The sequence below is a fragment of the Streptomyces sp. NPDC007164 genome (assembly GCF_040634135.1).
Classification (GTDB): Bacteria; Actinomycetota; Actinomycetes; order Streptomycetales; family Streptomycetaceae; genus Streptomyces; species Streptomyces sanglieri.
The window spans coordinates 1-13,733 of sequence record NZ_JBEYFB010000093.1; the positions used below are offsets into that span (position 1 = coordinate 1).

13 protein-coding genes and 1 pseudogene are annotated in these 13,733 nt (G+C 69.2%); 10 read left to right on the top strand and 4 right to left on the bottom strand.

Features of this window, described 5'->3' with window-relative positions:
* Nucleotides 1–227 precede the first annotated feature (227 nt).
* The 3 genes and pseudogenes from ABZ622_RS40710 to ABZ622_RS40720 form a co-directional block, all read right to left on the bottom strand.
* Nucleotides 228–1,373 (bottom strand): hypothetical protein, encoded by a 1,146-nt coding sequence (locus tag ABZ622_RS40710; RefSeq protein WP_360552209.1) that lies wholly within the window; start codon nt 1,371–1,373, stop codon nt 228–230.
* 157 nt (nt 1,374–1,530) lie between these two features.
* The gene (locus ABZ622_RS40715) at nt 1,531–1,671 is read right to left on the bottom strand and encodes a TetR/AcrR family transcriptional regulator (protein ID WP_360552233.1); all 141 of its coding nucleotides are present in this window, start codon (nt 1,669–1,671) and stop codon (nt 1,531–1,533) included.
* A 113-nt stretch (nt 1,672–1,784) separates the two neighbouring features.
* A pseudogene (locus tag ABZ622_RS40720) lies at nt 1,785–2,201 on the bottom strand (recombinase family protein); the annotation flags it as partial.
* A 165-nt stretch (nt 2,202–2,366) separates the two neighbouring features.
* Here ABZ622_RS40720 and ABZ622_RS40725 point away from each other — a divergent pair.
* The 7 genes from ABZ622_RS40725 (at nt 2,367) to ABZ622_RS40755 (ending at nt 9,350) form a co-directional block, all read left to right on the top strand.
* On the top strand, nt 2,367–2,567 hold the full coding sequence (locus ABZ622_RS40725; RefSeq protein ID WP_360552211.1) for a hypothetical protein: 201 nt from the start codon (nt 2,367–2,369) through the stop codon (nt 2,565–2,567).
* A gap of 117 nt (nt 2,568–2,684) precedes the next feature.
* Nucleotides 2,685–4,262, top strand: coding sequence for a Mu transposase C-terminal domain-containing protein (locus ABZ622_RS40730; RefSeq protein ID WP_360552213.1), 1,578 nt, complete (start codon nt 2,685–2,687; stop codon nt 4,260–4,262).
* Nucleotides 4,262–5,029: an ATP-binding protein gene (locus ABZ622_RS40735; RefSeq protein ID WP_360552215.1), complete on the top strand. Its 768-nt coding sequence runs from the start codon at nt 4,262–4,264 to the stop codon at nt 5,027–5,029. Before ABZ622_RS40730 ends, ABZ622_RS40735 begins: the two co-directional genes overlap by 1 nt.
* A 384-nt stretch (nt 5,030–5,413) precedes the next feature.
* Nucleotides 5,414–6,466: a hypothetical protein gene (locus ABZ622_RS40740; protein ID WP_360552217.1), complete on the top strand. Its 1,053-nt coding sequence runs from the start codon at nt 5,414–5,416 to the stop codon at nt 6,464–6,466.
* An 83-nt stretch (nt 6,467–6,549) separates the two neighbouring features.
* Nucleotides 6,550–6,984 (top strand): hypothetical protein, encoded by a 435-nt coding sequence (locus ABZ622_RS40745; protein ID WP_360552219.1) that lies wholly within the window; start codon nt 6,550–6,552, stop codon nt 6,982–6,984.
* A gap of 265 nt (nt 6,985–7,249) precedes the next feature.
* Nucleotides 7,250–7,882: a hypothetical protein gene (locus ABZ622_RS40750; RefSeq protein ID WP_360552221.1), complete on the top strand. Its 633-nt coding sequence runs from the start codon at nt 7,250–7,252 to the stop codon at nt 7,880–7,882.
* A gap of 970 nt (nt 7,883–8,852) precedes the next feature.
* Complete coding sequence (locus ABZ622_RS40755) at nt 8,853–9,350, top strand: helix-turn-helix domain-containing protein (protein WP_360552231.1); 498 nt, start codon at nt 8,853–8,855, stop codon at nt 9,348–9,350.
* 665 nt (nt 9,351–10,015) lie between these two features.
* Here the strand turns inward: ABZ622_RS40755 and ABZ622_RS40760 are convergent.
* Nucleotides 10,016–10,534, bottom strand: a complete 519-nt coding sequence (locus tag ABZ622_RS40760) for a hypothetical protein (protein WP_360552223.1) — start codon at nt 10,532–10,534, stop codon at nt 10,016–10,018.
* Between the two features lie 485 nt (nt 10,535–11,019).
* Here ABZ622_RS40760 and ABZ622_RS40765 point away from each other — a divergent pair, with 485 nt between their 5' ends.
* The 3 genes from ABZ622_RS40765 (at nt 11,020) to ABZ622_RS40775 (ending at nt 13,424) form a co-directional block, all read left to right on the top strand.
* Nucleotides 11,020–11,304 carry a hypothetical protein gene (locus tag ABZ622_RS40765; RefSeq protein ID WP_360552225.1) on the top strand — a complete coding sequence of 95 codons (285 nt, stop codon included), beginning with the start codon at nt 11,020–11,022 and terminating at the stop codon, nt 11,302–11,304.
* A 606-nt stretch (nt 11,305–11,910) separates the two neighbouring features.
* On the top strand, nt 11,911–13,140 hold the full coding sequence (locus tag ABZ622_RS40770; protein ID WP_360552227.1) for a helicase associated domain-containing protein: 1,230 nt from the start codon (nt 11,911–11,913) through the stop codon (nt 13,138–13,140).
* Nucleotides 13,044–13,424 (top strand): DUF2267 domain-containing protein, encoded by a 381-nt coding sequence (locus ABZ622_RS40775; protein ID WP_360552229.1) that lies wholly within the window; start codon nt 13,044–13,046, stop codon nt 13,422–13,424. The genes ABZ622_RS40770 and ABZ622_RS40775 overlap by 97 nt, the downstream gene beginning before the upstream one ends.
* The last annotated feature ends 309 nt before the right edge of the window (nt 13,425–13,733 follow it).

A 13,733-nucleotide genomic window follows, 5' to 3' on the forward strand; every position in this document is an offset into this window, starting at 1 on the left:
GCCCAACATGCCCATGGCCGCCGACCGGCCAGAATGCCGCACCGCCACACGTTCAGGTGACGATAAATTTCCCATTCACTCTCATTCTGCACTCTGAGGGGTTCCCCGGTCCCGTAGTCGTCCAGCGGGCAGGCGTAGCAGGGCCGCGCGGCTGTAGTGCGGGGCTTGGCCGTGGTCCGCCTTCCAGAGCCCGGCGTGCTCGGCTGCCTGCCGCGCACTGAGGCTGTTCATCCTCGGCTCTCCCCCCGTGCGGAGCGCTGCGAGGACTGCCGTTTGTCCCGGGTGTCGAGGACGAACATCGCCCATCGGGTGTTCTTCTTGAAGCGGTGGTCCGAGATGACATGGTCAGCGTTCACGAGGGCACCGAGGATGCCGCCCAGTCCCGGCAGCAACTGGTTGCCCGTCATGCTGATGGCCATGCTGCCGACACCTCGCAGTAGGGCTGGTCGGTGCCGCTGACGGAATGCTTCGGCCTGGTACTCCTGGATCAGTTCTTCGACCTCTCTCGCCAGAGCCGCGGCGGATCCGTCGACTGACGACCTGCCAGCGAAGAGGGTACGCAGGTCCCTAATGCGTTTGTCTTTTCGCAGGTCAGCGATGTACTCGTGGTAGGCGCCGCCAGGCGTGAGAGCGTCAACACTCCTCAGATGCAGGACCCGCTCGAGCGCCTCAACCTTGTACGTCTCGAACTGCAGTGAAGCGGCGGTGTCGGCGTAGGAACTGCTGGGAAACAACCGCCGAAGCCAGTCGCTGTTGACGATGAGGTCCATTGGGCCGAGCTGTAGGGAGTCGGCGATGAGCCATTCAGTCATCTGCTTGATTGCCAGGCCAGCCTGAAAGGAGAAATAGGAGGGGCGGGACAACCACTCCTGCGCCTCCTCGTCCTCGTGCGGACGTGGATCACGTAGGTCCACGCGATAACTAGCGCGCTCCATGGACTGTCTCACGTGGGCCATCCGCCCGAACCAGTTCGGAAACTCGTGACCTGGTTCGGGCGGGACGATACGGGCCTTGAGCAATGCAGACTCCACATCCTCGTAGACGTGCTGCATCAACACCTCGCGACCGGCGGCAGATGCCTCGGCGGCCGTCTTTCTGAGGTGCGCCTCATCGGACACGAAGTGGACGAAGTCCAACTGTTGCATGTCTGCCGGGCAGTCTTCCCGACGGAGGAACCACAGCTCGTCATAGCAGAGCATGAGCCCAACAGCGTTCTCTAGGACGGCGTTTGCGATCGACTGCCCTTCAACCTGGTGGGGGTTGGCCATGTCGAGGGCTGACGGTGCAAAGCGGCCGATGAAGGCCCGGCGCTTCGGTGGCGCCGCAGCCGGGGTCGGCGTTCCAATGTGAGCCGCTACTTCGTTCTCGTGCATGCAGCACTTCCCCTCAGAATCACTCTCAGGTAATCAGCCTCGTATAAGGGATGGGCATTTATACAAGGGTGACAGCCATAGTCTGCGCGTCGCCCTCAGCCTGCGTCCAAGGCCCGGGACGAGCGTGGCATCCCTCATGCGTGGGGCTGCGGGATCATCACTCGCCCCTCTCCAGTTGGGCGGGGACGCGGGAGGCGCGCAGCGCCTTGAGGTCGGGGATGTGGTTGTAGAGGGTGCCGACGGAGACGCCGAGGACCTTGGCGATTGACTCCACGCTGTTCTCCGGGTTGGGCAACATGTCCTTCGCCTGCGGATTAGGTCGTCGTTGACGACGGTGGGTCGGCCGCCGACGCGGCCGCGGGCTCGCGCAGCGGCCAGGCCCTCGTTTGTGCCCTGCACGATCAGTTCCCTGATGAATTCCGCGAGCGCGGCGAAGACGTGGAAGATCAGCCTGCCGCCGGATGTGAGGGTGTCGAGCCTCTCGTGCAGCGAGGTGAAGCCGATCTGGCGCTCGCGCAAGCCCGCGACCATGTTCACCAGATCCTGCAACGAGCGGCCGTACTGGTCCAGGCTCGGCACGACGAGGGGGTCGCCGGTCTGGAGGAAGGCGTGGCACGCCTTCAACTCCGGGCGCAGGTCGTTCTTGCCGGACTTCTTGTCCGCGAAGATGCGTCGGCACTTCGCCTCGGTGAGCTGGTCCATCTGCCGGTCGAGCCGTTGCGATCCGGTACTGACCCGGGCGTACCCGATACGGATCTCGGTCGGGTGGAGCGGGAAGGCGAGCAGACGGTCGCCGTCCGCGCCGAGTACGTCGGTCGGAGTCGTCATGCAGGCAGTGTGCCGTCAACTAACCATCGTTTTCTGAGGAACGTCTGGACACCCCTCGGAGGGGTACCCGGAGCCTTCAACAACTCCCTCAAAAACCCCGGCTCCTCAACAGCCGCCGGCCACCCTTTGATGAGGGAAATCGGGCCCGTCCGACAGGATGCCGGTATGACGAATCGGTACGGCGAACCCATCCGCACGGTGCGCGAGGCGCACTGCCCCGGCTGCAAGACCACCACGGAAATGATCCACCTGCGAGTGGCTGGCGAGAGAGACATCCGCCGGTGCGGCGAGTGCGGCGATGAGGTCGAGCTCGAACTACTGGTCTACGCGAAGCCGAGCGAGGTGACCCACCCCGGCGCCGGGTGATCTGCCGAAATCACAGGAACTCCAGGGACGCCACCGGTTCGCGCACAGTGCACCTGGACGTGTGGATGTGGGCGCATGTTCGGGCGCGAGGTTCTGCCGCCACTGACACTTCGGTCCATGGGGAGGGTGTCGGCGGAGAAGCGCCGGGCGGCCGTCGAACGGCTGTCCCGGCTGCGCGAGGACGAGGCGTTGACCGTGGCGCACGTGCGTACGGTCGCGGAGGGCCTTGAGGTGTCGGAGCGGACGGTGTGGCGCTGGCTCGCGCCGCCGAAGCCGGCCGCGCTCGCCGTCCGCCCGCGCTACGAGCTGAGCGAGACCGACCGGGCGGCGCTCGCCTTCTACCGGGGCAACGTCGCCGCGGTAGTTCGCGCCCGGCGCGCGGTGACCGACGGGGACGCCACGACGGCTGGGGCGCCCGTGCCCGACTTCCTTGCCGAAGGCCGGACGGGCGCGAAGCCGGTCGCGGAGCGCACGCTGTACCGGGCGTTCACCGACGGCCTGCCCCCGGCGGAGCGGGCTGCGTGGAAGACCGGCGAGGCCGGGCGCCGGGCAGGCTCGGTCTACCTGCGCCGCCCTGACGCGCTGCGCGGCCGATGCTGGGAGATGGACCACAAGCAGCTCCCGCTGCTCGTGCTGCCGCCGAAGGGCAAGGCGCTTGCGCCGTGGCTGACCACGGTGGTGGACGACGGCACCCGGGCCCTGCTCGGCTGGGCCATCGCCACTGCCCCGACCTCCGGCACGGTGCTCACCGCGATGCGCATGGCGCTCACCTACGAGCCCGCCGTCTCGCCGTTCGGCGCGGTGCCCGAGCTCGTACGCATCGACCGCGGTCTGGAGTTCGCCGCCGGCGCCGTGAAGGAGGTCCTGGGCGGCCTGGCCGTGGTCATGCACCGGCTGCCCGCGTTCACCCCGCACCGCAAAGGCAAGGTCGAGCGGCTGAACCTCACGATCGAGCAGATGCTGATCTCCCAGCTTCCCGGCTTCACCGGCGGCCCCCGTGACGCCGCCGGACGCCTGTACGGACCGATCAAGGACTCGACGGCCGCACAGCGGGCCGCCGAGACGGCTATCGAGGGCGAGGGCCCGCTGCGCCTGGAGCGGTTCGTCCGCCGCTTCGCCGACTGGGCCCGCTGGTACAACACCGCCCACCGCCACCGGATGCTCGGCGGGCGCACCCCACTCCAGGCGTGGGAGGAGGACCCCGCCCCGCTGCGGCGCATCCCCGCCGACCAGCTGCGCCACCTCATGCTCGCCGGGACGGAGCGGATCGTGCAGAAGGACGGCATCAACTTCCGCTCCCTGGCCTACGTCGCTCCCGAGCTGTACGGGCGCGGCGGACAGCGGGTCCAAATCCGGTACATGCCGCACGACGACCGCACTATCGAGGTCTACCTGGGCGCCGAGCACCTGTGCACCGCCTACCCGACCGGGCAGCTCACCGAGGCGCAGACCGACGCGTTCCGTGAGCACGCCCGCACAGAGGCCGAACGGCTCGGCCGGGAGCGGCGTCGCGCCTCCCGGCAGGCCCGCCGCACCCTCGCTCCGATGACCGGCGACAGCGCGCCCGCGGAGTCCCGGCTCGTGGCGGCCGCCGACGGCCGTACCCGAACCCAGCGCGACCGCGACGCCGCGCTGGCCGCCCGCGCCTCCACCAGCCTGCTCGGACTGATCGACCCCGCCGACCCGGAGAGCTGATGCCGCGCCACTTCGTCGACCTGGACGGGGCCAACGCCCTGCCCACCGGCCACTTCCAGATGACCGCCCGGATCGTCCGCGACCTCGTCGCTCACGCGGCGACCGGCGTCGTCCACGGCCCGGCCGGCACCGGCAAGACCTTCGCCGTCGAAGCCGCCCTCGAAGCCCTCGACGCGCTCCCCGCCGTCGACCGGCCCCAGGTGTGCCTGCTGACCTTCCCCTCCCGCCCGACCATGCGCATGATCGCCGACCAGCTCCTGCGCGAACTCACCGGCGCGGACACCCCGACCTCCCGCAACCGCTTCGACCTCACCACCAAACTGGTCGGCCTGCTCGCCACCCCGATGCGCCTGGTCGTCGTCGACGAGGCCCAGCGGCTGAACGGCGACTGCATCGAGCTGCTGCGCCACCTCCACGACCACCCCAAGACCCGCTTCGCGCTGCTCTACGTCGGCGGCGACGGCTGCTGGGAGGTCCTGTCCAAGGAGCCGATGCTCCGCTCCCGCGTCTTCCGCCGCCTGCCCTTCTCTCCGCTTGCCCCGGCGAAGGTTCCGGCCCTGATGCGCCGCTACCACCCCATCTACCGGGAGGCCGCCGACGAACTCCTCGTCGATGTCGACAACTCCTACGGACACGGCACCATGCGCGACTGGGCCGTCTTCACCCACACCGCCGCCGCCCTGTGCGCCGAGCAGAACCTGGCCACCGTCGACCAGACCACGGTGCACAACGCCTATTCCCTCCTCGGCGGGGGCCTGCGTGACTGAGGCCGTGCCCGCCGCCGAGCAGACGGAAGACCCCGCCGCCCGGCCAGTCGTCCCGCGCCGTACCGTCCGGGTCGTCATCGACGCCGCCGACGACCCGGACCTCAACCGGCGCCTGGCCGCCCTCGAAGCCGCGCGCCGGATCGTGGTCCGCCCCAACCCCGTACGGTCCACCACCGACCTGGTGTGGGACGTCCTGGCCGCCGCGGGCAAGAACCCCGCCGCCGTCCACTCCCCGCGCCTGAGCGTCGCCGACGCCTGGAAGGCCGTCGCCGCCTGGCTGTCCGCCGCCCGCGTCACCGACGTCATCGTGGAACGCGCTCACCGGCTCCTGCCCGGTGAGCCACTGGAGCTGGCCCGGCTTGCCGACCGCATCGACGCCGACCTGTGGCTGATCTGGTCCTCACCCGCCGATCCGACCCGGACCTGCAACTCGATCGAGAGCCTCGGCCGCTCCCGCCGCAACGGCGGCGGCCTCCCGCACAGCGGACCCCACCGAGAGGTCCGGGTGATCGGCATCAGCATCTTCCACGACCTGCTGCCGCTGCCCGCCCTCCGGCCCACCACCAGCCGCTGAACCCCGACGGGCACGCCGACACCGACGCCGACTGGCCGGCCCTACCGACCGCCGACTTCCCCCTCTTCCTCGCCACCTGTCGCCGCCGCCTCGCCGGAGACACCTTCGACCAGCTCAACATCACCTACCGCGCCGAAGCACAACGCACCGACGAGTTCGTACGCCGCCACCGCCACGCGCTCACCCCCGGCCGCACCCCCGGCGAGCTCCAGCGCAAGCTGAACGCCTACCTGCGCGACGAACGCCTCGGCACCGCCGCCAGCGGACGCCTCGCCCTCATCCGCCTCCGTGCCATCCAGGCCGCCCTGCTCACCTGCCGCGCCCTGCGCGCCACCGTCTCCACCCACGCCGCCGCCGTCACCGTGCTCTCCCTGCACCTGACCGCCGCCCCCGACCGGTTCGCCCACCTGCTGTGCCGCAACATCGACGAGGCGGGCCGCTACCTGTACCTGCCGACCTTCGCCGACCACGCCGTCTACCTCCGCGCCGACTGGGCCCACCAGCTCGACCGCCGCGACGACGACGAGTGCCCCAGCTACGCCCACACCACCGGCAAGACCCTGCTCCCGCCGTACGCGGTCGACATCATCGCCGCCCACCTCGCCCACCGCCGCGCCGACGGCGCCGGCACCCGCCGCCGCTTGTTCGCCGACCCGAAGAACCCCGAGCTCGAAGCCTCCGACCGGGCCCTGACCGAGGTGGTGCTGCGCACCTGCCGCCGTATCGGCGTCGATCCGCTCTGGCTCCACCGCGGCTCCTGCCAGGGCACACAGCTCGGCGGCGGCCCCGCCCCGCTCACCGACTGGATGGCCGCGCGCCGCCTCGACGTGGAGATCCTCAGCGACCAGGGCGCCGTCCTGTGACCGGCCCCGGCCCCTATAAGCCCCCGCGCTACAAACCCCGCGGCTGGGGCGAGGAACTACGCCGCCGCCAACACAACGCGGGCATGTCCGCGTGGGAGCTCGCCGACCTCCTCGGCGTCCACGAACACGACATCTCCCTGGACCACCTGCCCAACCAGCCCCTGCACGTCGTCCTCGAACTCGCCCGCCGCCTCGACCTCCACCCCGCAGACCTCACCCCGTACGCCGCAGAGGTCTATGACCACCCCCGCTACTTCGACGCCCAGTTCCCGACCGAGCCCGCCCCCGGCACCGACACGGACGCCGTCGCCGTCCTCAACGCACTCGCCCACGCCGACACCGTGTGGGACGTCCTGGGCGCCGCCGCCGCCGACCCGCGGGGGTTCCGGCAGTGGAACGCGGAGGACCTCGAGGGCGAGGACGTGCGCTACGCGTCCGTCGGCCAGCTTTCCCTCACCTACTGGATCAACCGGCCGCTGCACCGGCTGACCGTGCTGAACATCGTCTGGCTCGGATAGCCACCCGCTGGCAACGCCACGGCCCCGGCATCGCAACTGCCGGGGCCGTGGCGGTCCGCATCGTAGTCACGGCCATAGCCACCCGGACCGGCAGCGCGGATCCGCGCCGGGCTCACCACGTGGGGCGAGGGCGGTCGGCACCGAGCTGAACCTCCCGCCAGCACTCGCGGCAGTGCGGCTCACACGCCGCCTTCTCCCTCCGCCCACCTGAACCCGCACAGCGCCATGGCCAGCTCCTGGCAAGCATGAATGCCACGGCCTGCTCGTGATCGCGCTCACCGACGGCCGGGGCTGCCTGCTGTGGGTCTCGGCGGCCAGGCCCGGACGCACCTCGGAGATCACTGCCTGCTGGCAGGACAAACTCACCGCTCATCTTCGCGCGGCCGGGATCGGCGCCATCGCCGACCTGGGCTTCGTCGGCCTCGACGACAACGGCCCGGACGCCGACCCGGCAGTGATCACCGGCTACAAGGCCGCCCACAACCGGCCCCTGACCCGCAGCCAGAATCTGTCCAAGGCGGTGGCCGCGGTCCGGGCGTCGGTCGAGCACGGTGCGGACGCTCAACCGCTGCCACCAACACGTTCATTCAAACCACCGGAACACTCCACCATTTCTTCTCGTAGAAATGGGAAAGGGGGGCCGGTTTCAGAAACCGGCCCCCTCCGTGGTGAGGGCGAACAGGGGCACGGCCCGCCCTCACCACCACACTCCCTATGCCACCTCAGCGCCACGCCCGAGCACCGGACGCAGAACGTCGTGAGGCCATCAAGGCAAGGTCGGCACACCACCGCGGCCAGAAGCACCGCCTGGTACCCACCCACTTCCTCGCGCGGAGAGCACGCCAACTGGAGCGATTGGTCCAGCCCTTGTAGGCGCGGTTCAGCGACGCGTAGATAGGCGCCCTTGATGACTGCCTGGTTTCACCAGGGTGCCTTCTATCCCCAGTAGTAGAGGTGAAAAGCACCGCCCGCATACGGACCGCGACACTGCGTTGGTACACCATTCTGCGCCCGGACCTGGGCAGCAGCGTCTTCGCAGATAAAGCGGGTGGGGTAGTTGTCGAGATAGTGCCAAGAAGCTGCGGAAATACTGGCTGAGGGAGCAGCAGGGGCTGCCTGAGCAGGTGCCGCCACGAGGCCTAGGCCAGCCGTGGCCCCGAGGGCAAGTCCCATGAGGACTTTTCGAATGCGCATGAACACTCTCTCCTTGATCTTGATACGTGATCGATGGGTGGTGCCCGTTCCGGCGCGGTGCCCGCGTCAAGATGACGGGCACCGCGGGGTGTGTCCAGATTGCTGCGGAGCCTGGGCGGTCGTCTTGTACAAAGGCGTACTCTCTCCATGCGAGACAAATGGCGCGCACTGGTACGGGGTCGCGGCAGGAAGTTGGTACGGCCATGGAATCGAGGACCAGGGGCGAATATGCGGAGCGTCGCCCTCCCGAGCGATTACGGGCTCAGGTGGTGATGTATCGAGGGCATCGCACTGCGGGGCCGGGACCAGTGAGGCTCACACTTCCCTCGGCCACGGTGACTTTGATTCTGGGCTGGGGAGATCCCTTGGTTCTGTTCCACGAGGCCCAGAGCGCTCCGGCGGAGCGGACAGCGTGGCATGCGATGCTCGCTGGCCTGCGGACGTCGTCGGTGAGTGGGGGCTACACGGGCGTAGCGGAGTCGGTCGAGGTGGAATTCACTCCGCTCGGCGCGTACCAGTGCCTGGGGCTGCCGCTGCACCACCTGACCAACACTCACCTGCACCCTGATGAGGTGCTAGGCGCTGGGTGGTCGGCCAGGCTCACCGAGCAGCTCATGGCGATGCCGGATTGGGAAAGTCGCTGGGCGGTCATTGACAACGCCATGGCGCGGCGGATGGAAGGCCCGCCGCTGCCCTCGCCAGTTGTTGCCCAGGCGTGGAGCCGACTGTGCGCTAGCCACGGACAAGTATCCGCCAAAGAATTGGCCGCTGCCACGGGCCGTGGAAGCCGGTGGCTCCAGACGCTCTTCCGCGAGCAGATCGGACTGCCGCCGCGCACCGCCAGCCGGATACTGCGGTTTCAACGGGCGCTCACTTTACCGACTGGCGCCTGCAGGTCACTGGCTGACCGGGCCACTGTGTGTGGATACCACGACCAGGCACACATGAACCGCGACTTCCGCGACCTTGCCGGAATCACCCCGGCACAGCTATGCCTTCTCGCTGACCGTGCCGTTGTCCGAGGCACGGCTCCTATCGAAAGCCGGCTGGCGAGTGTCTTCGATCATTGCCGCCATTTTGAAGGCGCATGTCAAAGGGCTGGTGTGACCGGTTCTCGGGCCGCGCGCACACCACAGGCCGGCTCAAGCCGGTACCGGAACGCGACAGCATGAGCCATCTCCGCCCCGATCCCCGGCTGGGTGAACTCCCACCCTCCCCAGCAACTCCGCCGGCGCCGCCTCATCAGCCGTACGCTGCACCCGTCCCGCTGCCCGCACTCGCGATGCTCGTCCCATGCCCACCCAACGAGCTGTTCCGGCATTTCGCCCCGCTAGCAGCCCGAGATCATCCCTCGGAGGGATGGCCGTCATCAAACAGCTGCCCGCCGTCGGCGGCGAGACGCAGTTTCGCACTGAGTGAACCGCGGCGAGCAGGTGCCACGCTGTGAGGCTCTATGAGAATCACAGTGCGTTTTCCCAGGTAGACGCGCTGATCTATGAGGCTGCGAGCCTGTGAGGCGGAGCTCGCGTCGGTGCTTTCGCACGTCCTGGGGCCACCCACCGACCCGGAGGACGATGGAGTCATGGGCGAGCACAACGAGGACCAGGACGACGTCGCCGAACCGGCCCGGCCGGCGCTGACCACGACGGAGGCCCGCAAGATGACGACCGGGCTGCGCGCGGCGATTGACGACGTCCGGCGCTCTGTCGCGCTGCTCGCCGCCCGGGTCCGCGCCGCTCACGCCGCCCGCGTCTGGGCACCGCTCGGCTACGGCTCATCTGAGGTCGACAACCCGCGACGGTGGCGGCGCCACACGCCGATCACCGTTCGTTCTACATCAGCCGTCCGAGGTGCCCATGATCCCGAAGGTCTCGCGCATCAGCTCGTCGATGGTTCCCGGCTTGTCGACCAGGGAGTCGAAGAGGTCCGCGAGCAGCCACAGCACGAAGCCGTGGACCATGGCCTCCGTCGGCTCGATCGTCCCGAACCGGTCGCGCCAGGCCACGGTGTCCATGCCCATGGCGGCGGCCATGAGGACTCCGGTCACCATCGGCACCTGCTCCGGGTCGGCCATCTCAAAGGAGGGCAGCCGACGGATCACAGCAGGGATGAGGTCATTGAGCGGATCGAGCTGCTCCCCGCCCCCGGGCGGCTCAGCGATCAAGTACCCGGTCAGCACCCCCACCAGGAACACCGTGCCCCGGGAGACTTCCTCACGCCCGACAGAGTCGATCACGGCCTTTACTCGCTGCTGCGCCTCCTGGCGCTCCTTGGCGGGCGTCCGCTTCTCCAGGACCCGGTAGGTGTCCCACGCCGCACGGACCGCCTCATCCACCACTACGCCGTCGCTGCTCATGAAGGTGACCGTAGGCGAGACGACTTGATCCGCGAACACCGGCACCGGTGTCACGCACAGTCCTGCCCTGTGAGGTCTATGAGCCTCACAGGGCCTTTCCCCAGGTGAAAGCGGGTGAGCTATGAGGCTGTGAGGGTGTGAGGCAGGGATCGCGCCGGTGTCTCCGCACGCGTCTGGGCACCACTCGGCTACGGCTCGTGGGGGGGTCTACTGCGCCACGGAGTTCGGCATCAGCCGTGCCCAGGCGTACCCCCTGCTCGACGTCGCCCACGGCTGGCCGCGATCCACGACGCCGTCGCCACCAGCCCCGATCCGTCTCGCGTGCGAGACAGCGACCCGGCCGCCGCGGCTGCGCTCGACTACGGACTGTCCCAGCGGTCCTTGATCGCCATATCAGGCCGCACGGATACCGTCGCGGCGGTTGATCACCTGCCGACTCGCCGCGCTCGCCCACAGCGGCCACCAGGCCCTCGATGGAGCCCACCGTGCGCGCCGTGGTCCGCCAGGCCGTCCGCGACGTCCGCGCCGCGCCGCTCCCGCCGCCCGCCGGTCCGCCGGCGGATTCCGCGTTCGCCGAACCGGGACGCGTCGTCGACGACCTCGCCGCCACCACCCACCAGCTCGGGGAGCTGATGCTCGAAGTCGCCCCGGCCTACCTGTCCGACACCGCGGCCGCCGACGTCCTGGCCCCGCTGTGCGAACAGATCGGCGAGACCCTCGACAACGGCCTCGCCGCCCGCGGCTACGCCCTGTCCGGCACCATCCTGTAACCCGACTATCCCGGCTGCTCCTATGTGGCACACAGCCTGATTCCCCAGGTGGGCGAGGCCCGCTGTGAGGGTGTGAGGCGAGGGCCTGCGGCAACGGGATGCCGCTGCTCCTGGTCGTGCTGCTCGCCGTGGTGTGCAGCGGGTGCTGCTCGATGGGTAGCGGGGGTGGGCGGCCGTCGTCGGTGGGGTGCTGCTCGTGGTCCTGGTGGCGGCCGTCGGGTTGCAACACGGTGGTCTCGTGTGTGCAGCGCAGCATTTGCATGGGTCAGGCGGCACACGGGTGCTGCACGGGTAGTAGGCCGGCCCCGGCCGGTGCAGCACGGCCAGCTGCTGCACGCTGCCCGAGGCCCTTGCTGCAAGCAGCAGACGGCGGTCGACCGTCCTCCCGCTTGTTCTGGAGAACTAGAACAAGACGGTTCCCCTGGTGCTACCGATGCTGCTCCGTCCCGGCCGGGAACGACGACGGCGCCCTCCCTGGATCGGGGGCGCCGTGGTGGTGCGCAACGTGCAGCGGCGGTTCAGCCGGCTAGCCGGAGGTTGGGCCATACATCGAGGGCCGGCGCGTCCAGCTCGGGATCGAAGTCGCCACTCCCGGCGAAGATCACCGTGGAGCTCCCGGCCGGAACCGCCGACCGGCTGCTCGCCCAGGTACGACTGCTGATGGTCCGCCAGGTCACCTCCCTCTGGTGGGAGGGATACGGCCACGCCACCACCTACCGCGAACAGCACGATCACCTCGATGTCCCCGCCGAGCACGTCACCGACAGCGGCCACCGGCTGGTCCAGTGGATCATCAATGCCCGCCAGCACCACCGCAAGGGCTGGATGCCTGCCGACCGCATCACCGCCCTGGACCGGCTCGGCATGATCTGGGACACCGAACAGCAGGCCCTCGCCCACGTCCGCACCTACCGCGACCACCACGGCCATCTCGCCGTTCCCCAGGCCCACCGGACCAGCGACGGCTACCCGCTCGGCAGCCGGATCAACGTGCTGCGCCGCACCTACGCCAAGGGCCAGCTCGCGCAGGAACGGATCGACGCACTCGAAGAACTCGGCATGGTCTGGGACACCCGCGACCAGGCCAACGAGCAGCTCATCGCCCACGCCCGCGCCTACCACGGGCACCTCCGCGTTCCCCGCGACCACGTGACCCAGGACGGCTACCCGCTCGGCAACACCCTCAAGATCCGCCGCAGCCGCTACGCACACGGCAACGTCCACACCGACGTCGTCCAGGCCCTGGACGAACTCGGCATGATCTGGGACCTGCATGAAGCCCGCTTCGCCGACGGACTCGCCGCCTGCCACCGATACCGCGAACGCCACGGCGACCTCCGCGTCCCCGTCACCTTCATTGAACCCGAGGGCTACAACCTCGGCGACTTCATCGCCTACCAACGAGCCCTCCACGCCGGCAGCGTCCGGGACCGCGCCGGACGTACGCGCACGCTGCTGCCCGAACGCCGGGCCGCCCTCGATGAGCTCGGCATGCTCTGGACCGTCGCCGCGGCCGGCCGGCCGCCCACGGACGCCGAACTCGCCGCGCGCCCTGTCCCACCAGCGCGGCAACCCGCCCGCCGGAGCTCTGCTCGCGCTGGTCGACGCGGGAGTCGAGCAGAAGGCACTGGCCCACGCGCTGGGCACCACCACCAGCTCACTGAGCTACCGCCTCAAGCGCGCCCGCGAGAATCGTACCGGCTGAGCACCAGCAGCCGTACTCGACGGCGTATGAGCAGATGCTGGAGAAGGTCCGCCACGAAGGCGCCTACCCCACCCGCGAGAGAGCCGAGGAAGCCGTCCGCCTGGTTCTCGCGGGGCTGGGACGCCAGCTGACCGGCGACGAACGCGTCGACCTTGCCGCCTGCCTGCCCCTGGAAGCCGCACGTGTCCTGACCGCACAGATCCCCGACACCCAGCCGCTGACCGGCTGGGCCTTCGTCAAGGACCTCGCCGCCCGCTCCGGCGCATCCCTGGCCGCCACCCGCTGGGACACCGGCTCCGTCTTCGCGGCCGTCGCCGCCCACGCCGGCCCTGACCTCATCACCCGCATCCTCCACCAGCTCCCCACCGGCCACGCGCTGTTGTTCGGCCGCGCCGAACTCACCTCCGCCGCGTAAACGGCACCGGCACCCCGGGGCCGCAACAGGATCCCTCCGGCGGCTTTTGGTGAAGTCCCCGATCCGCGCGTCGGGGACTTCCGCCTTCGCTGTGCAAGATGACCGTCTCGGGCGGTGTTTCTCATAAACGGTCCTTTGCCCGAGCAAGATCATTCACGGGCCGGGAAGACCGTCCGGAACCCGGATCGGTTCTCAGCTTGCTCTTTATGGTCTGAGCTTGTATTTAAAGGTTTGACTTTGGCGTGGCCTGCGGAGTCGTGTCCGTTCTGTTGTGTTTCTTGCCAACGGGGTGGCGGGGTGCGGGGGTTG